This is a genomic window from Mahella sp., from assembly GCF_020054945.1.
Taxonomy (GTDB): Bacteria; Bacillota; Clostridia; order Mahellales; family Mahellaceae; genus Mahella.
This window is the reverse complement of the sequence record NZ_JAIHAU010000029.1, coordinates 1-21,179: the sequence shown is the minus strand read 5'-3', so window position 1 is coordinate 21,179 and position 21,179 is coordinate 1. Positions and strand designations below refer to the sequence as shown.

The following is a 21,179-nucleotide window of genomic DNA, read 5'->3' as shown; positions in this document are numbered from 1 at the left end:
GGGCAAAAATTGATCCAGCTCTTATTTGAGAAAAAATTTATTTTCGGTGTCCCTCTAAGCCCGATTTATTGCTCATCTTAAATTCATGCTTCACCCCTGCCATGCAATACCGTCACTTGATGTGTACTGATGGAGATTCTCGTCTGTCATCCACTGCGTTATGATTTCATCGTTATCGACGGATATAGCGATACCGTTGACTTTGCTCTGGTATTCTGCCAGCATCGTCGGCTGCTGCCATTGATTGACTACAATCTTGCCATACATTATCTCATGGTTTGTATCCCCATATTGATACCATATCATATGCATTATATCATGTGTTGCGCATATAGATACATCATCGATGTGTTTTCGCGTCGAATAAAGCGTTTCGACACTTCTCCATCGCATATCATCAAGATAGGTATGCAATATGCAATGCGACTGGGCCCTTTGTCCGATCATTATTATATGCGGATTATTGCCGCCATCATAAAGCATATAGATACCCTCTATAGCGATCCCTTCCGGAGTAGCTATGGCGGCGTTGGTCCACTCGCGACCATTCCAATGATGATGAAATACGGCTTGTGATCGTTTGTTCTCCGATAACAGGTATACAAGATGTATTTCCGATGTGTTCGCTAAAATATTTATTTGGCTTATGCCGGCACCTTCCTTGCTGTAATCGTATATAATCTTACCGCTCCATGAATGCCAGTCATACTTATAAAGGAGCAGATGCCCATCGAAACTACAACACAATAAGCGCATTGTCCCATCTGGCTCACAAGCGATATCAAAATCTTTTATATTATCAACCAGCATGTCCTGGCCAGACGAGCTTTGACACATAAGCTTGCTATCATCCAAATAGATCCGCATCTCACCCTTATCTGTATCCACTATAAAATGCCGTTTGCCTGTAGATTTCATGTAATATCACCCCACATTAATCACTATATTCCGATTTATGCTCGGCGGTGATTATGTGGTGACACTTTTAGCTATTATAGCATATCATGGTATTGTACAAAGGATATATGAAATATATATTGAAATCATTATAAGGGGTGGATTGATAAATGTCGTTTTATTCGGATAAAAATATAGGCATAGAGAATATGCCATGCCCGGTCAAAGACGGAAATATAGGACGAATTGCGGAGAAGGTATGCATCGAAGTCAAAAAGGTATACGATGCCGGCCTCCAGCAAGAACAACTGGATAACGTCGTTATAACTTTGACCGACGTAAGGCCCGCGGTCACATTCACACCTCCTTTGACATTTGTAAGCTGCCGCACCGTGTGCGTGCAGGGTACAATAAGGAACCTGGTTATAACGCCCATAGAAAATAGGGATAACTTTGCCAGGGTAAGGGCTGATGTGGACATACCGATAGAAGTCACATTCACAGATGCCGATGGTACTCGCGGTACCGGTCTGGCAACCATAACGGTCCACAAGGATATAATACTCTTCATGCCTCCTGCATCGGTTATACCGTCGCAAATAGAGTCGATAGTAAACGCCGTATGCGTGAGCGGGAATTATATGGGCGATTTCCAATTCGGCATATCGGTATGCGTAACCGTAATATTAAAAGTAGTAGCCGAAGTAGAGCTCTTAATACCGGCTTTGGGGTTCTGCAAAATACCGCCGGCAGAAGAATATGCGGAAAATATCTGCGAAGAGATCTTCAACCTGCCTTTATATCCTCCGCAGTTGCTCGACCTGGAGGATTAACGTCTCATTTTGTTAAAGCCGAAGGTATATATACCTCCGGCTTATCTATTATATGCTTTCTAATGGTTTAACATTGCCGAAATTAGGCTCTGGACCATCTACCGGTGCCGCCCAACGCACGGCATTGCTTAGCACCTTCTGCACCTCGGGTTGATAGTATATGGGGAAAGTCTCGTGACCGGGGCGGAAATAGAATATCTTGCCCTTTCCTCTGTGATAGCAACAGCCGCTCCTGAATACTTCTCCGCCTGCAAACCAGCTTATAAACACCAATGTATCAGGCTGCGGTATATCAAAGCGCTCGCCGTACATCTCGGTGTGCGGTACCTCTATGTACTCGGGCAACCCATCGGCTATTGGATGCCCGGGCTCCACCACCCACAAGCGTTCTTTCTCTCCGGCTTCGCGCCATTTAAGATTACATGTCGAACCCATAAGCTTTTTGAATATCTTTGAGAAATGCGCCGAATGAAGTACTATGAGTCCCATACCGTCCATAATCCTGCTATAAACCTTATCCACCACTTCGTCGCTGACCTTATCGTGGGCCATATGCCCCCACCATATCAGTACATCGGTATCATTTAGGACATCATCGGTTAAACCGTGTTCCGGCATATCCAGCGTTGCGGTTTTGGCCTGTATACCCGGCTGTGTATTTAAGTACTCCGCTATAGCATTATGTATACCCTTCGGATATACGCGAGCTACTTCTTCATCTTTTTTTTCATGAAGATACTCATTCCAAACCGTTACTTTTATGGAATCGCTCATTTAAAACACCTCCTATAAATTTACGCATCGATTATATGTCTTATGGCTTGAAAGCATGATAATTATACCATGATAGCGATTGATTTATCAACTCAAAGTTTCAGGGATCGGGCATTACCGGAGATAATGGACTAAATCAGCCAATTCCGGTATGAGGGGACTCCTTGCAAATGAGCTGAAACAGGAGTAAAGTATATGTGTAAACATTTAAAATCAGTGAGGAGGAGTTTTTATGTCGGATAGTGTTATTGCCGCTCAGCTGTATACCGTTCGGGAATTCACCAAGACGCCGGAAGATATAGCTGAAACCATGAAGAAGGTGCGGGAGATAGGTTATAAGGCTGTGCAGCTTTCTGCCTTGGGCCCAATTGACGTAAATGAACTCAAGAAGATATTAGATGCAGAAGGCCTCACGGCCTGCGCTTCCCATGTATCCTTGGAAGAGGCACGCAATCAGACAGACCGGGTTATAGAGGAGCATCTCATACTCGGTTGCAAATATGTAGCCATAGCTGCATTGCCGGCCGATTACCGCAATGCCGAAGGATATCATCGTTTCGCACAAGAAGCGGCCGAGATCGGAGAGAAATTTGCCGCCGCCGGATTGGTGCTGGGTTATCACAATCATAGCTTTGAACTGGAAAAATTCGATAATAAAACCGGTTTGGACATCATATATGAGGAGAGCAACCCGCAATACCTGACAGGTGAGATAGATACCTATTGGATACAACATGGAGGCGCCGAACCGGCTGCTTGGATAAGAAAGCTCAAAGACCGTATGCCTCTGGTACATTTCAAGGATATGGGAATTGTGAGCGGCCAACAAACCATGTTCGAGGTAGGCGAGGGTAACCTCAATTGGCCATCCATATTGGCTGCTTGTAAAGAAGTAGGCGTGCTGTGGTACATAGTGGAGCAGGATATATGCAGGCGTGATCCATTTGAGAGCTTAGCCATAAGCCTGCGCAATATGCAGGCCATGGGGTTGAGATAATATAATGGCCGACGCTATTATCGCGCCGGCCGTTATAAAATTTTCACACATATTAAGGCAGTTTGTTCCCAGCCGCTTTATAGATCTCATACCACTCTTGTCTTGTAAGCTCAACCTCAGACGCTTGGCAAATATCCTTCAGGCGCTTGCTATTCGTTGTACCGACGATGGTTTGGATCTTTGCGGGATGTCGCAGTATCCACGCCACAGCTATAGCAGTGTTGGCAACCCCTTTTTCCTCTGCAATCTCATTTATTTTTTGATTTAACTCTGGGAATTTATCATTATCCAAAAATACACCATCAAAGAAACCATATTGGAACGGCGACCATGCTTGGATCGTGATGCCTTTTAAACGGCAGTACTCCAAAATGCTCCCATCTCTATTTATAGAAGGTTCATTTTTCATGTTAACATTAAGGCCGAAATCGATCATTCCCGTATGGGCAATGCTGAATTGGAGCTGATCTATAAGGATGTCTTGATTCAGGTATTTACTCAGAAGCTCTATCTGCATAGGATGTTGATTGCTCACACCAAAATATTTAACCTTGCCGCTGCGATAAAGGATATCGAAAGCCTCCGCCACTTCTTCCGGTTCCATGAGAGTATCCGGACGGTGCAAAAGCAGAATATCTATATAATCAGTTTTCAATCGCTTTAAGCTGCCATCGACGGAGGCTAAAATATGTTCTTTCGAAAAGTCATAAAATCCGTCTCTTATACCACATTTGGTTTGAATAATAAATTTTTCCCTGATGCTGGGCTTCATGTCCACAGCTTCTGCAAACACTTCCTCGCTCTTACCTATGCCATATATGTCCGCATGGTCGAAGAAGTTGATCCCTGCTTCCAACGCGGTGTCAACCAGCGCGGCCACCTCGCCTATAGGCATTTTTGCAATTCTCATACACCCGAGAGCGATGGCTGGAGCATGTAGTTTCCCATTTCCAATATCGATATATTTCACAATAATCGCCTTCCTTTGCTTTCTTTATATCCAAAGATTAGCACAATACGATTTCGTTTGTCAAGAGGCTGATGACCTTTTCATGCTTGACCACAGGCAAGGCGTTAACTATTTTATCGCTGCCGGCATATATATTATAATATAACGACAAATGAGCCGTTATGGTACTTATAAGGCAACGGCGCCTGGAGAGCGATGTCAGACGCCATTTTTTGTTTAAAGTCATTTAGGAGGAATAAATATATGTGTGGAATAACCGGTTGGATTGATTGGGAAATAAATCTGACACAACAGCGACAAGTTATAGAGGACATGACCGCTACGTTAACCCATAGGGGACCGGACGACCAGGGCATATGGTTGTCGCTCCATGCCGCTTTAGGCCATCGCCGCCTTATAGTAGTAGACCCCGAGGGCGGTGGGCAACCGATGGTGCGTCGGTACAACGGCCATACTTATATCATCGTATACAACGGCGAACTCTATAACACCGATGAGATACGGCAGGAATTGAAATGCCTGGGGTATAGCTTTCAATCTCGATCAGATACAGAAGTTCTGTTAATCTCATTTATCGCATGGGGGCCGTCTTGCCTGCAGCACTTCAACGGCATATTTGCCTTCGCCATCTGGGACGATACGGCACAAAAACTGTTCATGGCCCGCGACAGGTTAGGTGTCAAGCCTTTATTCTATGCTCAGATAGGACACGGTATCCTGTTCGGTTCTGAGATAAAGGCCATTCTGGCCCATCCCGATATAAGGCCCGAGGTAGATGCCGAAGGTCTGGCTGAAGTGCTGGTCATAGGCCCCGCGCGCACGCCCGGCCATGGCATTTTTCGACATATAAATGAATTGCGGCCAGGGTATTACATGAACTATGATCGCAGCGGCATGGAAATACGTCAATATTGGGAATTGGATAGTCATCATCACAGCGATGATATAACTACCACCGCTGATACCGTACGCTGGCTGGTCAAGGATGCAGCAGAGCGGCAGTTGGTATCCGATGTGCCGGTATGCACGCTGCTGTCGGGCGGGCTGGACTCCAGCGCCCTCACCGCCTTTGCGGCAGCCGCCTTTCAGCGTCAAAGCAGGGATCCCCTGCATACTTATTCGGTGGATTACGTAGATAACCAACGCTATTTTCAGCGCAACGCTTTCCAGCCCAGCTCTGATGCCGACTGGGTACCTGTCATATCAGACTTCCTAGGCACGCGGCATCACTCGGTATTAATAGATACACCGGAATTAGTTGAGGCACTGAAAGATGCTGTTCACGCCCGCGATATTCCGGGGATGGCCGATGTGGATTCATCGCTGTATCTATTCTGCCGCGAGATCAAAAAGGGCGCCACAGTAGCGCTATCAGGCGAATGCGCTGACGAGGTATTCGGCGGTTATCCGTGGTTTTATAGGGAAGACGCCTTAAATGCCAATACGTTTCCATGGTCTATAAAGATCAGAGAGCGATGCGCCATTCTTTCACCCGACGTGTCAGAGCGCCTGAAGCCCGAGGAATATTTGGCTTATCGATATGAACAGGCACTAAAAGAGGTGCCGCGCTTACCGGGTGAAGCCCCCAAAGACGCTCGGATGCGCGAGATGTTTTATCTCAACCTCACGCGCTGGATGCCGGTATTATTGGATAGAAAGGATCGCATGAGCATGGCCACAGGATTGGAAGTCCGCGTACCATTCTGCGACCATCGCATCGTAGAATACGTATGGAATATCCCATGGGACATAAAGTACTACAATCAGCGCGAAAAGGGTATTCTTCGCTATGCGCTGACCGACCTTTTACCCGAAGATATACTGTGGCGCAAAAAGAGCCCCTATCCTAAGAGCCATAACCCCGCATATCTGGAATCGGTTCGCCGGTGGGTGCTGGATATATTAAGCGACCATTCATCGCCTTTATTGCCGCTGATAAATATCGATACGGTACGCAGTATAGCCCAATCGAACATGGACACCCTCGACCTGCCATGGTTCGGCCAACTCATGACCGGCCCACAGCTTTTGGCCTATTTGGCCCAGATCAATACATGGCTGAGCGATTATCATGTGACCATAGTATAAAAAGAATCCAAACCGAACTGCCGTCATTTCGTTTTTTGTAAACGAAAGTTTTTAAACTAAAAAATCCTCGGAACGTTAGTAATCACTAGCATTCCGGGGATTACTTATAAAAAACAGCTGCAAAACTGTGATCGTCAACGAATTTTTGAGCCACTCGCTAGCGAAATTTTGAGCCACCTTTGCAGGATTTAAAAGCAAATTCTACAGTTTATAAACACCGTATAATATGCTATAATGTATATATAATTGCTGGAGATGAGGAGAGTAACGATGGATGGTATGCCAAGTCAGCCTTATGATATAACCATAAAGAGTATTTTTTCAGACATAACCGACGATATGATGGCTTATTTCATGAATATAAACATCGACAAAGCGGAAGAGTTAAACATCGAGTTCACGCATGTCGAGCGCAGAGACAGCGATATGATCTACAAATGCATTGTCGAAGACAGCAACGTTGCGGTACATCTTGAATTTCAGTCGGGCAATGATAAAAAGATGCCTTATAGAATGCTCAGGTATGCTCTGGAAATTATCGAGAAGTATTCACTACCCGTTTATCAGGCTGTGATTATATATGGGTAAAGATGCTTTCAATATGGCTGATGGCATAGCATATAACTTTGGAGACAATAATAGGTTAGAATATAATTATAGGCTGATAGATTTGGGGAAGATAAAATTTGATGAGATAACCCGAACGCCGTATTACGACTTATACGCTTTGCTGCCTCTTATGGATAGAGAAAGACGACGGCAAAAAGGAGAAGAATACTTGATAGAATGTACAAAGGCGATAGCAGCAATACCTATTGAACTAGATCGAAAAAAAGAAATAGCATTTAAGGCTGAAATATTTTCGGGTATAGTATTCGGCAAAGAAATCATAGAAAAGATTTTTGAGGAGGTGAGCAGAATGCTAAACTTACAAGAATCGGAAACATATAAGATGATACTGGATAAAGGCATAAAAGAAGGTATAAAAGAAGGTATGGAAAAAGGTATGGCGCAAACTATTATTAAACAATTGCGCAAAAAACTAAACGGTTTACCAGCTGGATACGAGGAAAGAATATTAGCTGCATCTTGCGAGCAATTGGATGCTATAGCTGAAAACATCTTTAATATAAACAGCACAGAAGACCTTGACAAGTTCCTCGAATAGGGCTGCCATCGATCTGTTCCGCAAATCTGTTCCGCAAAAGGGGGCTATATGCCCCCATACATAAAATTATTTACATACCCGACTTTTCCCCCGTCCGTTTTACCCTTGACATCAATCAGCCGCAACAGCGCGGTTAAGAAGGGCTGTTTACTTGTTTACCCATAAATTTCTTCAACCATTTAAATAACCTCACACCGTCTTTTTTTGTGCTTCCATTATAATCATCAATGTATTCTCTTTCTATAATTAATTCCTTTCTTATACTAATAACTCTAGATTGATCAGGTTTTATCATAATTTCGTCATCATCCTCAGATATAACATAGCAATCAATATCTTTATATTCGTCTTTCGATGATTTAAAATCTCTAACTTTGATAATGCATTTTGGGAGGTTATTTAAACTTCCAAAAGTTAAAATATAGCTACAAGCAAATATTGTATATATATATGTTAATAAAGCAAAAATTAATGGAGCAATAATATTTTCTAATGTAGCAAAAGACATATTACTTTTTATATTATTAATTTGACTAAATGCATAAACTATATCAGTGAGAATACAAACTGCTGAAAAGAATAACATTGCTACAACAATAAGTATAGATAGCCGCGTTTTCGATGGTTTAGAATAATATTTATTTGGACTATAAAGCTTTTTTCTCAAACTATTCATGCATTCGTAGGAAACTATTGTTATACCCCCGGGAATTAGTATTTGAACCATCATAAACCATGAAATTGACTTATTTAAAAGAATTGCCGATATTATGATGCCAAAAAATATAATTACAAATAATACTAATAATGTATATTGTTTTGCTTGCTCTTTTATAAAGGGTGTTTTAGATCTTATGAGCAGCGTATTTATGGGAATTAAAAAAATAAATTCAGTTATTATTACTATGATTGTAACAAGCAACCCAATGATATCAGTTTGTGCAATTTGCTCAAATATTCCATCCATTATATACGCCTCCCTTCCTTTATAATCCCTTCACTCACAGCTTCTATCTCGGCATCTGTAAGCCCCACAGAGCTGGACAGGTTTATCCCCTTGGCCGCTGTCTCCTCTGTAACCGACAGATCGCCCTTTCTGCAATCTTTATAAGGCTTAATGGTATCATTTCTATCATTTCCATCTTATAGGTTGTATATCTCGGCTTTATATCGATCGAGATTATGCTTTATCCACTCGATGGTTATAGCAAGCCCTTGATCCAGCGTATATTCTGGCTTCCAGTCTAGGATCTCTTTTGCTTTTGAATTATCGGCCAAAAGGCGGTTAACCTCGCTTTTTTCGGGCCGCAGCCTCTGCTCTTCGGTATGTATGGTTATCTCTTTGCCCATTATCGTCGCTATCTTATCGGCCAGTTGACCTATAGATATTTCAAAACCCGAGCCTATGTTTATGACATGGCCCACTGTATCATCGTTCTCTGCCATCTTTATAAACCCCTGCACGGTATCCTTTACGAAGGTGAAGTCCCGAGTCGGAGTTACAGCGCCCAGCTTAACTGCACCTTTTGTCAAAGCCTGTACTATTATGGTAGGTATTACCGCCCTGGCCGATTGCCTCGGGCCATAGGTATTGAAAGGGCGTATGGTAGTCACGGGAAGGTTAAAGGCTCTATAGAAGCTCTCCACTATCTTGTCAGCGCCAATCTTACTGCCCGAGTAGGGCGACTGTCCCTGTAGGGGATGATCCTCGTCTATGGGAACATACCGGGCGGTGCCATAGACCTCGCTGGTGGAGGTATGCACAATCTTTAATACACCGGCATCGAGGCAGGCCTGCATGACGTTCAATGTGCCTTCCACATTGGTCTTGACATAGGCCATGGGTGAGAAATAGGAATATGGTATGGCTATCAGCGCCGCTAAGTGAAATACTATGTGTTTGCCGGCCATAATCTTTTTTAAGCCGTCCATCTCCCTTATATCGCCAGTTACGACCTCTATGCTGTTCCTTATGTTTTTGTCTAATGTCTCTATCCAACCCCAGTTATTGAAAGAATTATACTGCACCAATGCAGTCACATCGGCACCCATCTCGACCAATGCCTCGGTAAGATGGCTGCCTATAAATCCTTCCGAACCGGTCACGAGTACTTTTTGTCCTTCTATTTTCAATGCGTTTTTACACCACCTTAAATTAACCAAATATGTTGTAGTAATCGTTGGCTGCTTTTTGATAATCCGCCATCTGGCCTATATCCATCCAATATTCGGTAATAGGAAAGCTGCCTATGGACAGGTTATTGTCTATGGCCTGGTTTATCAAGACGTTGAAATCGTAATATTCATTCTCGGGTATATAATCGATAAGCTTAGGGTTAAGGCAATATATGCCGGCGTTTATGAAATAACCTATGATAGGCTTTTCATCCATGCCGGTTACGGCTATATCGTCCATCCTCACTACGCCGTAGGGTATCTGCATTTCATATTTCTTGGTGGCTATGGTGAGATCAAAGCCGTTTTTCATATGAAAGTCCATCATATTCGCCAGATTGAGGTTGGTCAAAAGATCGCCGTTCATGACGAAAAACGGTTCAACAAGATACTCTTTTGCCAAGCGTATGGGACCCGCCGTGCCAAGCCTCTTGGTCTCCTTTATGTAGTGTATGTCGACGCCTAAATGTCGGCCGTCTTTTAGATAACCTTCTACGACATCTGCCTTATAGTTTACCGATATCAATATATTGGTAAAACCGTTTTGCTTAAACTGCTCTATGATGGTTTCTATTATGGGTTTATCTCCCACCTTTAGCATGGGTTTGGGTACATCCTCTGTCAATGGTCGCAAGCGGGTACCCAAGCCACCTGCCAAAAGCAATACGAAATTGGTTTTCTTCCTCGGCTTTATGATATCCTGCCATAGTATCATATCCTTCAGATGTCCTTGCGCATCTGTGACGGGTATGTGCTTGAAGGAGCGTTCGGACATAAGGCGCAAAGCCGTATCATAAGGAGTGCCTTCCATGATAACAGTATAGTTTTTATTCATGGCCGTTTCTATGCAGGCGTTTATATCGGCGCCTCTCAGTATGGCTCTGCGTATATCGCCATCGGTGGCCATACCCAAAAGCTTAAATTCGTCATCCACCACCAGCGCTATCTCCAATGCGCTTTTATCTATGACCTCTATGGCCTCTCTTATGGTGGCATTTGTGGATATGCAGGCCTTTTTAAGTCTCTCTATATCCATAAGCTATTCCTCCTTCAAAACCAAAATTCTTGCCGGCACGTCCACGGCCGCAGCCCCATCCGGTATATCCCTTATGACCACAGCGCCGGCGCCAATGGTAACATTTTCACCTATCTTTATGCCCTGTAGTATCGTAGCCCCGGCTCCCACATGGCTACATCGGCCTATCGACACGCCGCATATCTTAGTCCTGACGTTTATGGCCGTATTGGCCAGCACATCATTGCCTTCTTCTATAAATAATATATCGAGAAATCTGCGCCGAAGAATTAATGATATTTATCATGACATTGTTGGAGCTTTTGACGCTCCCTGCTGCTTTTTCGTTTTCTCTATTATGCCATATATGTTATAATCACCCATCAATTGCAATGCGTCTATGATGACCTTGGCATGTCCTCCACCGCCTATGAGTATTACATCATTCATATATAACCTCTAATATGTAATCCTTTTTTGTATAAAACCGCCGCTTATGTCGATGCTTTTCAATATATCCACAATCTTTCGGCTAGCGTTGCCATCGCCATAAGGATTTATACACTCTTTAAGGCGACTTCTAAAACCTTCGTCATGAAGCGCTTTGTCGATGCCCTGAAGGATCTCATCTTTGCTGTTTCCCACATCTATGACATTGCAAGCCCTCAGCCGTCCTTGCTGTCTTGTACCTATATTCACCACAGGCAGCTTAAAAGAGGGGGCCTCGATTATACCGCTGCTGGAGTTGCCTATCATAACGTCGACGTATCTGAGCATGTTTATGTACTCCAATTGGGATATATTTTTATATATCGCCATAAATTCATGATCTCGCACATAGCCTTCGATGATCTTTACAATCTCCCTGCCGCCGCTGTCTGCGTTTGGATAGGTGATAATGACGGGATACTTCAAATAAACCAATGCCTCCATGAGCCTCTCAATCTGCTCTTTCACCTGTAGGCGCTCTGTGGTAACTGGATGATATGTCATCAACAAAACGGGAGAATAGGCTAAAAGGGGGTATTTTTCCGTCAGTTCCTCTCTGTTTATAACCGGCGCCTGTTTAATATAATCCAAGCCCGGCGCTCCAACGACAAAGACCCTGCCGGGGTCTTCTCCCATTTTCTCTATCCTTCGTGCACTGTCCTCTGTAGCGGCAAGGTGTATATGCGACAGCTTGGTTATGGCATGGCGCACCATCTCATCCACCGTGCCGGTCACCTCGCCGCCGTGTATGTGAGCTATAGGTATATTAAGATGAAGAGCGGCTGTGGCGGCTGCAAGCATCTCGCCCCTATCGCCCAAAACAACCAAGATATCCGGAGTAATCTGTTCTAGCGCCTGAGCAATGCCTATAATGCCGATGCCTATGGATTTTGCCATAGCGCCGCCCGTATCGGCCGATAACAGCGTATCGACTTTGGCAGCTATGGGAAAGTCGGTTTCGATCTCTTTTATGGTAAGACCGAATTCTGGGGAAAGATGCATTCCGCATGCTATTAGTAAAAGTTCCAAATCAGGATCGTCTTGTATGGCTTTTAATAAATAATACATAATACCATAATCAGCCCTGGTGCCTGTAATTACTGCTATTTTTCTCACAATCATATTCCTCTCAAATGATCATATCTATTGTGATGACTGTGTTTTTAGGTATATCATGGCGCGCTCTCCTACCGGCTATATAGTCAATAAAAGCCGGAGGCAAGCCGCCGGCCGGTCTTTTTGCTGTCAAAAAGCTCTTTTCTATGACAGCACCGCTTTTTATATCTGTATTTGCCACTATGCTGCGCCGGACAACCTCTTTAATCTTTCGTTCATCGGCACCGATGACTTTTATCCCATCGCCCAGACCTGCTTCCACATGCCGTATGCTCCGTACCATTTGCTTTAACTCATGAGGCTCCAGCGATGCCTTATGATCAGGGCCGGGCATATTCCTATCTAGAGTGAAATGCTTCTCTATGACCGATGCGCCCAAAGCCGCCGCGGCTATGGATATCTCTATACCTTCTGTATGATCGGAGTAACCAACTTCAAGGCCAAAAGCGGTTTTCAAGGTATTCATCGCCTTAAGGTTTATGCTGTCATAAGGCGCAGGATAGCTTGTCACGCAATGGAGCAGAACTATTTTATCGTTTCCTTCTTCCTTTATGGCGCCTATAGCCTGCTCTATCTCGCCTAAAGAAGCCATACCCGTCGATAGTATTATGGGCTTTTTATAGCCCGCTATGAATTTTAACAAGGGTATATTGGTGACCTCACCCGATCCTATCTTATATGCGGGTATGCCCAAATATTTCAGCAATTGGGCGCTCTCTTCATCAAAAGGCGTTGATAGAAATACAATATGACGCTCATCGCAGTATTGTTTCAAACGAGGCCACGCATCGTCGGGCAGCTCAAGTGCTTTGAGCATATGGTACTGCGTTTTATCGCTGCCGGTATTGGCCTTTTGGTACTCGGCCATATCTGCATCAACCGTCACCAGATTGTCAGCCTTGAAGGTCTGAAACTTTATGGCATCGGCTCCTGCTTTTACAGCGGCATTTATCATCTGCATGGCTAGATCGATATCACCGTTGTGGTTTACGCCAGCTTCGGCTATTATAAAGCAAGGGTGCCCTGGACCTATGGTTCTGTCAGCAATCGTCAGCATTGCACAATCCCTCCTTTAAGCAAATACTCTGCTATATGAAAGTCCAACATATCGTCTATATCCAACGAACGTTCTCTTGGCATAATATATGGTATGGTATACTCTGTAAAAAAAGTTCTGCGTTCACACAATACCTCAGGCGACGCTATATATATAGCACCATTTAGCTTATACGCTTTGGGAATGTCTTGGCGCCTTGTATGATCTATATGTCCCATAAGCGGCGTCAATACCCCACCTTCTATGCTCATCATCCAGTATGGGTTATCGTCGGCGATGCATATGCTGACCAAAGATAACGGTCTTCTTTCGGCATATACGGCTACAGCATTGTCTATATCCCTTGCGGACCTAAAAGGTGATGTGGGTTGAAGAAGCATTATAATATCAGGAGAATATCCCTCATTTTCATTAAGCCATTCAATGGCATGCAGAACCACGTCTATGCTCAACGTATTATCTAACGCCAGTTCCTTAGGCCGTATGAATGGCACCTGTGCCCCATATTGCTCGGCAATATCGGCTATATGCTCATCATCGGTGGATACGACAAGGCGCGTCAGACATTCTGACTTTCTAGCCTGTTCAATGGTGTATGCTATCAATGGTTTACCGCAAAGGAGCTTTAAGTTTTTATGCGGTATGCCCTTTGATTCGCCACGTGCCGGTATCAATCCCAATATCTCCATGGCCTTATCGCTCCACTGCCGCATGATCCCCGGCATGCTCATTCAGCCCATACATAGCTTTTATCTTAGCTATGCATTGTTCAAGATGGGGCAAGCTATGGATTATTGCAGCGTTAAAGCCTTCGTAGAGGGCCTTGGATCTGTTTGCCACCCTCATACCCGTATCCCGTCTATCCTCACCCGCGTTTTCATTATAACCTTCCATAACCTTAAATGTGACCAATTCCAAAATGGAGGCCAAGATGGCAAGCCGATCTTTATCCTCTTTTATCTTGGCGTCTATATCATCCAGCCGTTTCAATATGCGGTTTATCTCATACGTTTTATTATCCTGGTAAACCTTCAATAATTTCTCTGATAGCCTTATGCCATTTCTTCCTAGGCGCTTTATCTCCTTTAATGCATCTAAAGTTTCCTCCAGTTTCTTTGTGATGGAGCCTATCTTCTCCTCATCCAAAGGCTCGTAGGCTTCAATAGTCTGGCTTAAAACCTTCTCTGTATGTATATTCTCTCTGCAATACTGATCGATGGCATCCTTAAAGGTCATTATCCGCGTTCCATGGATCTTAGCTCCGCCTTCTGTGGCATCTATGACCTCGGCCCTATCGCCCGCCGCCTGTATGGCATTCTCAAACCATGTCAAAAAAGACAGAAACGACGGGCTGGTCAACACGGGCTGCCCATCGATGCCCTCCACATATCTATAATTGCCACTATCGCCTTTCACTTTATCCTTCTCATACATGGTCCCTTGAGCATGGGTATGGCCGTCGGATGAATAAGCCAGATCCTGCCCTATCAATATGATGGGCTCGGCTTTCAAATGCAGCGCCATGCTGAAGGCCACATTGGCCACCGACGGACCTGATTCCACCGTTCCCAGCGGCTCGCCAAGCTGCATCTCTAGCCACATGCTCATAGGATCATATATGTTCATGATAAACCTTGGACCCTCCCACGATTCCACGATGGATGGATGGAGCGTAAAACTATAAGCTAAGGGTATACGGCACAATACCTCTTTAAAATGGTCGTAATTTTTCAGGCTGCCGTCCACCGATATCACCATATCGGGTACAATATCCTCTTTAAGCAATGCCTTCAACGCTGTGCCCACGCACAATATAAGTGCTTTGTCCTTTATCTCATTCAATAGGTGCATGTTTTTATTCAACGATGGCCCGGCCGATACTATGACCACGGGCTTACCTATGAATTTATCGAACAGCCGTCCTATGGGTATGCTTTGAAGTGCGTAAGGCAGGCTGGCAAAAAAGTTGTCCTGCCATTGAGCGGCATAATGCAAAAGCGTGTTGCGGTTTATTACTTTCGCGTTAATTACATCCCTCGCGGCGTCGGTAAAATCCTTGTAATGTTGGCCGAAAATGCGGCTGTAAGGGCCAAAATCCACAAACACGCAGTGCTCCATCTTATTGTAGGCTATGTATTGGGATAAGAAGAAGGTTATACCCTTTATGTCGTCGGCCACAGAGATAAAAACACGCTTATCCTCCAATAATTGCCTCACCCATTCGGCTTCAATGGCATGGAGGAATATACCTACCGAAGGCTCCACTATCAACAGGCGATTTTCATCGCTCATGCGCTCTAATAGTCTGTCAACATGGTATCCTAATCCCATGCCGTATACTATCACCACGCTGTCGGGCTTTAGATCAACGGCGTCCGCCCAGCGCTTTGCTTCCTTTACAGGATCGTAGGAACTATGCATGAATATTTTTTTATCTTCACATTCGTATTGAAGCGTATTGCCGCCCAGTTTAGCAGGCAATATATGCGATCTATTATAATCATCTCGCGATGTATCTTTCACTTTTTCATATATTCTTGGAAATTTATCTTTCAGCCATTGCATGGCATCCATCTGCGTTTATCCTTTCAAACCCATTTTTATATCGTTCAGCCACTCTATCAATATCGGCTTTATCTCATAATTCAAAATATCCGATACCAAAGTATAGTCCTGATTTTCCAATGCCTCGGCCATAGCCTTTAAGGGCTCTTGCAATGCTTGGGGATCTATACCGGTACTGCCACCCCAAAAGGGCATGGTAAGGTTTACGGCATCGTTTATCCATTCCAATCCATCCAGTACCTCGCCGAATAAGGCTATGGCCTGGCTTTGGCTGCCCGTCTGAAATCTGTCGGTAACCGTTTCTATGCCGCCGATAAGCTTTGGGATGTATTCCGTCGCCTGTTTCAACGTATCTTCCATCAACTGTCTTTGCTCATCCATGCTAATGTGCCTTTCTTTAAAAAAATAGGACCCCTTAATATTATCTTTTTATATTTTTTTGTCGAATAGAATCCCTAAAAATTTCTCAATCCGCGCTTCAATATCCAAAAGTATCTGAGGCGGTATCTCCTTTATGATCCTGCCGGATTCATTATCTATGACCCGTACCATAAGCTTGCCGGTATCTTCATGCACCGTAAATTTCAGGCTCCTATTCAATATGGAAAGAGCCTTATTCATGTCCTCGACGCTTTTTTCCACATCGTCCTTGGTAAACCGCCCGGGCGCCATGCTCTCTCCCCAGCCTTCGCCTTGAGCATCCAAAGGGCGTATATGTTCTTGGGCCACAGGTTGTGCGGTTTTCCCCGTCACGCCCCAAGCGTTTGAACCGCCGGGTATTGTTGTAACATCGTTCACCAGTTATCACCTTCTTTTTTTAAAAAAGCCGACCGATAGCCGGCCGGCTTTTCCGAAACACAAGAACTATGACTATTACTGCAATAGCTGTAATACGGTTTGAGGCTTGGCATTGGCCTGAGCCAACATGGCTGTGCCTGCCTGAGCCAATATATTGGTCCTGGTGAACTCCATCATCTCTTTGGCCATATCTACGTCGCGTATGCGGGATTCTGCGGCCTGCAGGTTCTCAGCCGATGTGTCGAGGTTGGCCACTGTATGCTCTAAACGGTTCTGGTAGGAACCAAGCTTAGCGCGTTCTGTGGAAACCTGATCGATGGCATCATCAAGAACGCTCAAGTAAGCAGTTATATCACCAGCTGAAACAGTAATAGCAGTCCCACCAGATGTTGTATAATCAGCAACTTGAATGCTCGCAACTTTCGTACCACCCGTAGTGATGTCACCTAAAGCATCAGCATGCATATCGTTGATTGTCAAGGAAATAACTTGACCGCTATTTGCACCTATCTGGAATACTAAGCCGGCAGCAGTACCATCCAACAGGTTTTTGGTATTAAACTGCGTGGTATCAGCGATCCTATTGATCTCATTTTGAAGTTCTGAAATTTCTTGCTGTATCTGTGCCCTATCCTCCGATGTATTGGTATCGCTGCCAGCCTGGACAACCAGCTCCCTCATCCTCTGCAGAATGCTGTGGGTCTCATTCAAGCCACCTTCAGCGGTCTGTATGAGGGATATACCATCCTGAGCGTTTCTGGAAGCTTGGGTTAAGCCCCTGATCTGGCCCCTCATCTTCTCGGATATAGCCAAACCTGCTGCGTCATCGCCGGCCCTGTTTATGCGAAGGCCCGATGAGAGTTTTTCCAGCGCTTTTGCGCCGGCATTGTTGGTCGCAGTCAATTGCCTGTAGGCGTTCATTGCCATTACGTTATGATTGATAATCATGGGTTTACTCCTCCTTGAAATTTTTATTCGGCATCCATGCCTTTATTAAGCTCGTCCTCATTATTTGCTGCCCGGCCGCTGCAGCATAATAAGGATTTGCTTTCATATATTATATCGGAATGTGTACGGAAAGACTTTAAAGAAAATTTAATGTTCATCTATGCCTTCATTGAATTCTACAAGTATGACATCCTGGCCTATCTTTTTTATCTTTTCCCATGGTATTATGTATTCTTTGCTTTTACCGAAAATATTGAATTTATTATTGCCAGGCACTATTATGGCCGTTATGCGGCCTGCCTCCAGATCAAACTCCATATCCACAATAGGCCCCAGTCTCTTGCCATCCAGTACGTTTACTACTTCTTTCTGACGGATATCAGAAGATTTATCCATATAAGATCATCCCCATAGTATAGTATTCTCTTTCATTATATGCGGGAGATATAAAAAAGTGCACCGTACGGTGCACTTTTTAAATGTATTTTCTCATATGGCTCAATGCGGATTTTTCCAGCCTGGAAACCTGCGCCTGGGATATCCCTATCTCCTCGGCCACCTCCATCTGAGTCCTTCCTTGAAAGAAGCGCATGGCCAATATGGTCTTTTCCCTTTCGCTGAGCTTTTGCATCGCTTCCTTCAATGCTATGGTCTCCAGCCAGTTATCGTCCTGATTTTTATCATCACTCACCTGATCCATAACATATATCGCATCTCCGCCATCATGATATACCGGCTCAAATAGAGATATGGGGTCTTGTATGGCATCCATGGCAAATACTACTTCCTCAGCAGGCAGTTCCATGGCCTTGGCTATTTCTTCCACTGTCGGTTCTTTGCCGTTCTTGGCCACGAGCTGTTCTCTGACCTGCAACGCTTTATATGCTGTATCTCTAAGCGAACGGCTCACTCTAATGGAATTATTATCCCTTAAATAGCGCCTTATTTCACCTATGATCATCGGTACGGCATAGGTTGAGAATTTCACATTTTGACTGAGATCAAAATTATCTATGGCCTTTATCAGGCCTATGCAGCCAACCTGAAACAAATCGTCCACATATTCGCCGCGATTGTTAAATCTTTGGATAATGCTCAGCACCAGCCTCAAATTACCCCTTATGAATTCCTCTCTGGCGGCTTTATCCCCTTCTTTTATGCGTTTAAGCAGTTCTTTCATCTGCTTATCGGCAAGGACTGGTAATTTAGCTGTATTTACACCGCATATCTCTACCTTATTTATTACCATATGCCTTCCTCCACAATAAACTTACGTTAGCCTAGATTTCATTATAACCGGCATATGGTTTTTTTATACTGAGAAATGCTGCCAGTATTATATCATATGAACTATTTCTTTTTTCAACCTTTTTATGATCCGCTTCTCCAATCTGGATATATACGATTGCGATATGCCCAACATATCCGCCACCTCTTTCTGCGTTTTTTCCACGCCGTCATCCAAGCCGAATCTAAGCTGCATAATCCTCTGCTCACGCGATGGCAGCTTATTGAGCGCTATGTTCAGCAATTGCTTATCTACCTCATCCTCTATGATATTGTAGACGAGGTCCACCTCGGTGCCCAGCACGTCGGACAGCAACAGCTCATTACCGTCCCAATCGGTATTCAGCGGTTCGTCTATGGATACTTCGATTTTATTGAACCGGCAGTTTCTGCGCAGATACATAAGTATCTCATTTTCTATGCACCGCGAGGCATACGTGGCCAGTTTTATCTTTTTATCCGGGTCAAAGGTATTCACGGCTTTTATAAGGCCTATGGTACCTATCGATATAAGGTCCTCGACAGGTATGCCGGTATTATCAAAGCGCCTGGCTATGTATACTACCAAACGCAGATTTCGCTCTATGAGGATGCTTTTAACGCTCTCGTCGCCGCCGGCGAGCCTCTTCATTATATCCTGCTCTTCGTCAGACGATAATGGAGGCGGTAAAGCCTCGTTGTTGTTGATATAAAATACATACTGGTCTTCCCGCAAGCCTACCTTCGTTAAAAAACGCGACAGCCATAGTTTAATCAAACGTATATTCATAATACCCTCTCCTTCTAGATTATTAGACCGGGGTTTAACAGCATAGTATAGGCATCGTCCTGTGAAAGCCTGCTGTTGCATATTCCTATGATGATTTCCTTGGATTCTATCGTTTGCTCAGGCGTAAAGACTTTTATATAATCCGGCCTGAAACCAACCATCATGCCGTTGGATTGCCCGATGGAGTTAAACGGTATCAACCTAAAACGAAGCATGCACGGTGATCCGCTCAAGGCTTCCATTATCGCTCCTATATCCACCTCGTTGCCTGCTTGTATAATCGATGCCAGAGCATCGGGTAATAACTCTTTTATGCAAGAAAGCTCCGCTATCACCACCGGATAATTGGATATAGGATCATGGAGCACGTTGCCGGTATCCAACATGGCATTGGCCTTGACGGCCTTGCCGTCAAGCGCCACCTCTGTGGGCATCATCAAACGTTTCCTATCCAAACGCGCTCGCATATATCTCCAACAATATCCTGTTATTATATAAGCGAATACAGCGGCTATTATCATGGTAACGACGGGATACCCGTGTATATAAAATCCTCCGTTAGCCAGCATAAAATTCTGATTGGTAAAATATAATATTCCAAACGCCACACCACCAAATAAAAAGGTTACCATATAAAAGATTGCGCTCAATCTTAAAAAATCCCTCCACCTCTCTATATGAAAGCTCAATAATATCATCATGGCCGATAATACTACTTTGAATGATATATTATTCAAAAAGTAAAGCGTCGGCCAAAAGCTCCCTATAACATAAAGCGCCCCTATACCAGCTGCCGCCGCCAGCTTCCATGGATTGGTATTACAACCGCTTAGGCGGTCGACAATCCATAGGATTATAAAGTTCATAATAAAATTATCGAAGAACAATAAATCCACATATATAGTCATAAGATCTCCTCCAAGACGATCTCATATGCAAGCATTGCCCTTTAAAAAATTATATTCGCTTGTACCAACGTTTATGATTATATAATAGGTAAGAACAAAAAAATGTAGAAATGTAGTGCTCGAATGAAATTTTATATGGCATGAAGTGGCAGGCAATCTGCCACGATAAATTACCGCAGGCGGCTCGCTACTTTAGTGGCGAGAGGAATGCGGCATTCCTCCTTTGTGTTAAATATTTGATATTCATATCCATCGTTTCTCTGTAACAACTTTAAATACTTCGGGTGTACGTCAAAGCCGTTTAGTTTGAAACTCGGTCGATGGC

24 protein-coding genes are annotated in these 21,179 nt (G+C 44.1%); 5 read left to right on the top strand and 19 right to left on the bottom strand.

Translation table 11 applies throughout. The annotated features are described in order from the left end of the window. Positions 1-90: 90 nt before the first annotated feature. Positions 91-918: a hypothetical protein gene (locus JG770_RS06930; protein WP_291956947.1), complete on the bottom strand. Its 828-nt coding sequence runs from the start codon at positions 916-918 to the stop codon at positions 91-93. A 149-nt stretch (positions 919-1,067) separates the two neighbouring features. Here JG770_RS06930 and JG770_RS06925 point away from each other — a divergent pair, with 149 nt between their 5' ends. Continuing rightward, positions 1,068-1,730 carry a hypothetical protein gene (locus JG770_RS06925; protein ID WP_291956942.1) on the top strand — a complete coding sequence of 221 codons (663 nt, stop codon included), beginning with the start codon at positions 1,068-1,070 and terminating at the stop codon, positions 1,728-1,730. A gap of 48 nt (positions 1,731-1,778) precedes the next feature. On the opposite strand, the gene JG770_RS06920 is transcribed toward JG770_RS06925, so the two are convergent. Further along, positions 1,779-2,504 (bottom strand): ThuA domain-containing protein, encoded by a 726-nt coding sequence (locus tag JG770_RS06920; protein WP_291956939.1) that lies wholly within the window; start codon positions 2,502-2,504, stop codon positions 1,779-1,781. A 232-nt stretch (positions 2,505-2,736) separates the two neighbouring features. Here JG770_RS06920 and JG770_RS06915 point away from each other — a divergent pair, with 232 nt between their 5' ends. Next, positions 2,737-3,501, top strand: coding sequence for a sugar phosphate isomerase/epimerase (locus JG770_RS06915; RefSeq protein ID WP_291956936.1), 765 nt, complete (start codon positions 2,737-2,739; stop codon positions 3,499-3,501). A gap of 52 nt (positions 3,502-3,553) precedes the next feature. On the opposite strand, the gene JG770_RS06910 is transcribed toward JG770_RS06915, so the two are convergent. Beyond that, complete coding sequence (locus tag JG770_RS06910; RefSeq protein ID WP_291956934.1) at positions 3,554-4,471, bottom strand: aldo/keto reductase; 918 nt, start codon at positions 4,469-4,471, stop codon at positions 3,554-3,556. Positions 4,472-4,714: 243 nt separating this feature from the next. Here JG770_RS06910 and asnB point away from each other — a divergent pair, with 243 nt between their 5' ends. The 3 genes from asnB (at position 4,715) to JG770_RS06895 (ending at position 7,727) form a co-directional block, all read left to right on the top strand. After that, on the top strand, positions 4,715-6,559 hold the full coding sequence (gene asnB / locus JG770_RS06905) for an asparagine synthase (glutamine-hydrolyzing) (protein ID WP_291956933.1): 1,845 nt from the start codon (positions 4,715-4,717) through the stop codon (positions 6,557-6,559). A 270-nt stretch (positions 6,560-6,829) separates the two neighbouring features. Next, positions 6,830-7,147, top strand: coding sequence for an Rpn family recombination-promoting nuclease/putative transposase (locus JG770_RS06900; protein WP_291956931.1), 318 nt, complete (start codon positions 6,830-6,832; stop codon positions 7,145-7,147). Continuing rightward, positions 7,140-7,727 (top strand): DUF4351 domain-containing protein, encoded by a 588-nt coding sequence (locus JG770_RS06895; RefSeq protein WP_291956928.1) that lies wholly within the window; start codon positions 7,140-7,142, stop codon positions 7,725-7,727. Before JG770_RS06900 ends, JG770_RS06895 begins: the two co-directional genes overlap by 8 nt. Before the next feature lie 133 nt (positions 7,728-7,860). Here the strand turns inward: JG770_RS06895 and JG770_RS06890 are convergent, their stop codons facing one another. The 16 genes from JG770_RS06890 to spoIIGA all read right to left on the bottom strand — a co-directional run bounded on the left by JG770_RS06890 (position 7,861) and on the right by spoIIGA (position 20,854). Continuing rightward, complete coding sequence (locus tag JG770_RS06890; protein ID WP_291956925.1) at positions 7,861-8,694, bottom strand: hypothetical protein; 834 nt, start codon at positions 8,692-8,694, stop codon at positions 7,861-7,863. A 176-nt stretch (positions 8,695-8,870) separates the two neighbouring features. Then, positions 8,871-9,860 carry an NAD-dependent 4,6-dehydratase LegB gene (locus JG770_RS06885; protein ID WP_291956922.1) on the bottom strand — a complete coding sequence of 330 codons (990 nt, stop codon included), beginning with the start codon at positions 9,858-9,860 and terminating at the stop codon, positions 8,871-8,873. Positions 9,861-9,882: 22 nt separating this feature from the next. Further along, positions 9,883-10,938, bottom strand: a complete 1,056-nt coding sequence (locus tag JG770_RS06880; protein ID WP_291956919.1) for a nucleotidyltransferase family protein — start codon at positions 10,936-10,938, stop codon at positions 9,883-9,885. 3 nt (positions 10,939-10,941) lie between these two features. After that, the gene (locus JG770_RS06875) at positions 10,942-11,157 is read right to left on the bottom strand and encodes a DapH/DapD/GlmU-related protein (RefSeq protein ID WP_291956916.1); all 216 of its coding nucleotides are present in this window, start codon (positions 11,155-11,157) and stop codon (positions 10,942-10,944) included. Positions 11,158-11,220: 63 nt separating this feature from the next. Then, positions 11,221-11,367 (bottom strand): hypothetical protein, encoded by a 147-nt coding sequence (locus tag JG770_RS06870; protein ID WP_291956913.1) that lies wholly within the window; start codon positions 11,365-11,367, stop codon positions 11,221-11,223. 9 nt (positions 11,368-11,376) lie between these two features. Further along, the gene (neuC, locus tag JG770_RS06865) at positions 11,377-12,528 is read right to left on the bottom strand and encodes a UDP-N-acetylglucosamine 2-epimerase (RefSeq protein ID WP_291956911.1); all 1,152 of its coding nucleotides are present in this window, start codon (positions 12,526-12,528) and stop codon (positions 11,377-11,379) included. A gap of 7 nt (positions 12,529-12,535) precedes the next feature. Further along, positions 12,536-13,579, bottom strand: coding sequence for an N-acetylneuraminate synthase (gene neuB / locus JG770_RS06860; RefSeq protein ID WP_291956908.1), 1,044 nt, complete (start codon positions 13,577-13,579; stop codon positions 12,536-12,538). Then, positions 13,573-14,304, bottom strand: coding sequence for an acylneuraminate cytidylyltransferase family protein (locus JG770_RS06855; RefSeq protein ID WP_291956906.1), 732 nt, complete (start codon positions 14,302-14,304; stop codon positions 13,573-13,575). The genes neuB and JG770_RS06855 overlap by 7 nt, the downstream gene beginning before the upstream one ends. Continuing rightward, the gene (locus JG770_RS06850) at positions 14,273-16,153 is read right to left on the bottom strand and encodes a 6-hydroxymethylpterin diphosphokinase MptE-like protein (protein WP_291956903.1); all 1,881 of its coding nucleotides are present in this window, start codon (positions 16,151-16,153) and stop codon (positions 14,273-14,275) included. Before JG770_RS06850 ends, JG770_RS06855 begins: the two co-directional genes overlap by 32 nt. Positions 16,154-16,159: 6 nt before the next feature. Next, positions 16,160-16,525 carry a hypothetical protein gene (locus JG770_RS06845; protein ID WP_291956901.1) on the bottom strand — a complete coding sequence of 122 codons (366 nt, stop codon included), beginning with the start codon at positions 16,523-16,525 and terminating at the stop codon, positions 16,160-16,162. Positions 16,526-16,573: 48 nt separating this feature from the next. Then, complete coding sequence (locus JG770_RS06840) at positions 16,574-16,942, bottom strand: flagellar protein FlaG (RefSeq protein ID WP_291956899.1); 369 nt, start codon at positions 16,940-16,942, stop codon at positions 16,574-16,576. A gap of 75 nt (positions 16,943-17,017) precedes the next feature. Next, positions 17,018-17,890 (bottom strand): flagellin Hag, encoded by an 873-nt coding sequence (gene hag / locus JG770_RS06835; RefSeq protein ID WP_291956896.1) that lies wholly within the window; start codon positions 17,888-17,890, stop codon positions 17,018-17,020. Between the two features lie 147 nt (positions 17,891-18,037). Continuing rightward, complete coding sequence (locus JG770_RS06830; RefSeq protein WP_291956893.1) at positions 18,038-18,286, bottom strand: YlmC/YmxH family sporulation protein; 249 nt, start codon at positions 18,284-18,286, stop codon at positions 18,038-18,040. Between the two features lie 79 nt (positions 18,287-18,365). Beyond that, positions 18,366-19,139, bottom strand: a complete 774-nt coding sequence (gene sigG / locus JG770_RS06825) for an RNA polymerase sporulation sigma factor SigG (protein WP_291956891.1) — start codon at positions 19,137-19,139, stop codon at positions 18,366-18,368. A gap of 87 nt (positions 19,140-19,226) precedes the next feature. Further along, positions 19,227-19,946 (bottom strand): RNA polymerase sporulation sigma factor SigE, encoded by a 720-nt coding sequence (gene sigE, locus JG770_RS06820; RefSeq protein WP_291956888.1) that lies wholly within the window; start codon positions 19,944-19,946, stop codon positions 19,227-19,229. Positions 19,947-19,960: 14 nt separating this feature from the next. Beyond that, complete coding sequence (gene spoIIGA, locus JG770_RS06815) at positions 19,961-20,854, bottom strand: sigma-E processing peptidase SpoIIGA (RefSeq protein WP_291956884.1); 894 nt, start codon at positions 20,852-20,854, stop codon at positions 19,961-19,963. Positions 20,855-21,179 lie beyond the last annotated feature (325 nt).

What these genes read in the sequence shown, in the direction of transcription:
- JG770_RS06880 (WP_291956919.1), bottom strand. Translation starts at nt 10,938, where the DNA reads ATGGATATAGAGAGACTTAAAAAGGCCTGCATATCCACAAATGCCACC.
- JG770_RS06830 (WP_291956893.1), bottom strand. Translation starts at nt 18,286, where the DNA reads ATGGATAAATCTTCTGATATCCGTCAGAAAGAAGTAGTAAACGTACTG.
- JG770_RS06920 (WP_291956939.1), bottom strand. Translation starts at nt 2,504, where the DNA reads ATGAGCGATTCCATAAAAGTAACGGTTTGGAATGAGTATCTTCATGAA.
- neuC (WP_291956911.1), bottom strand. Translation starts at nt 12,528, where the DNA reads ATGATTGTGAGAAAAATAGCAGTAATTACAGGCACCAGGGCTGATTAT.
- sigE (WP_291956888.1), bottom strand. Translation starts at nt 19,946, where the DNA reads ATGAATATACGTTTGATTAAACTATGGCTGTCGCGTTTTTTAACGAAG.
- JG770_RS06845 (WP_291956901.1), bottom strand. Translation starts at nt 16,525, where the DNA reads ATGGATGAGCAAAGACAGTTGATGGAAGATACGTTGAAACAGGCGACG.
- JG770_RS06870 (WP_291956913.1), bottom strand. Translation starts at nt 11,367, where the DNA reads ATGAATGATGTAATACTCATAGGCGGTGGAGGACATGCCAAGGTCATC.
- asnB (WP_291956933.1), top strand. Translation starts at nt 4,715, where the DNA reads ATGTGTGGAATAACCGGTTGGATTGATTGGGAAATAAATCTGACACAA.
- JG770_RS06890 (WP_291956925.1), bottom strand. Translation starts at nt 8,694, where the DNA reads ATGGATGGAATATTTGAGCAAATTGCACAAACTGATATCATTGGGTTG.
- JG770_RS06925 (WP_291956942.1), top strand. Translation starts at nt 1,068, where the DNA reads ATGTCGTTTTATTCGGATAAAAATATAGGCATAGAGAATATGCCATGC.
- hag (WP_291956896.1), bottom strand. Translation starts at nt 17,890, where the DNA reads ATGATTATCAATCATAACGTAATGGCAATGAACGCCTACAGGCAATTG.
- spoIIGA (WP_291956884.1), bottom strand. Translation starts at nt 20,854, where the DNA reads ATGACTATATATGTGGATTTATTGTTCTTCGATAATTTTATTATGAAC.
- JG770_RS06930 (WP_291956947.1), bottom strand. Translation starts at nt 918, where the DNA reads ATGAAATCTACAGGCAAACGGCATTTTATAGTGGATACAGATAAGGGT.
- sigG (WP_291956891.1), bottom strand. Translation starts at nt 19,139, where the DNA reads ATGGTAATAAATAAGGTAGAGATATGCGGTGTAAATACAGCTAAATTA.
- JG770_RS06895 (WP_291956928.1), top strand. Translation starts at nt 7,140, where the DNA reads ATGGGTAAAGATGCTTTCAATATGGCTGATGGCATAGCATATAACTTT.
- JG770_RS06900 (WP_291956931.1), top strand. Translation starts at nt 6,830, where the DNA reads ATGGATGGTATGCCAAGTCAGCCTTATGATATAACCATAAAGAGTATT.
- JG770_RS06850 (WP_291956903.1), bottom strand. Translation starts at nt 16,153, where the DNA reads ATGGATGCCATGCAATGGCTGAAAGATAAATTTCCAAGAATATATGAA.
- JG770_RS06855 (WP_291956906.1), bottom strand. Translation starts at nt 14,304, where the DNA reads ATGCCGGGGATCATGCGGCAGTGGAGCGATAAGGCCATGGAGATATTG.
- JG770_RS06915 (WP_291956936.1), top strand. Translation starts at nt 2,737, where the DNA reads ATGTCGGATAGTGTTATTGCCGCTCAGCTGTATACCGTTCGGGAATTC.
- neuB (WP_291956908.1), bottom strand. Translation starts at nt 13,579, where the DNA reads ATGCTGACGATTGCTGACAGAACCATAGGTCCAGGGCACCCTTGCTTT.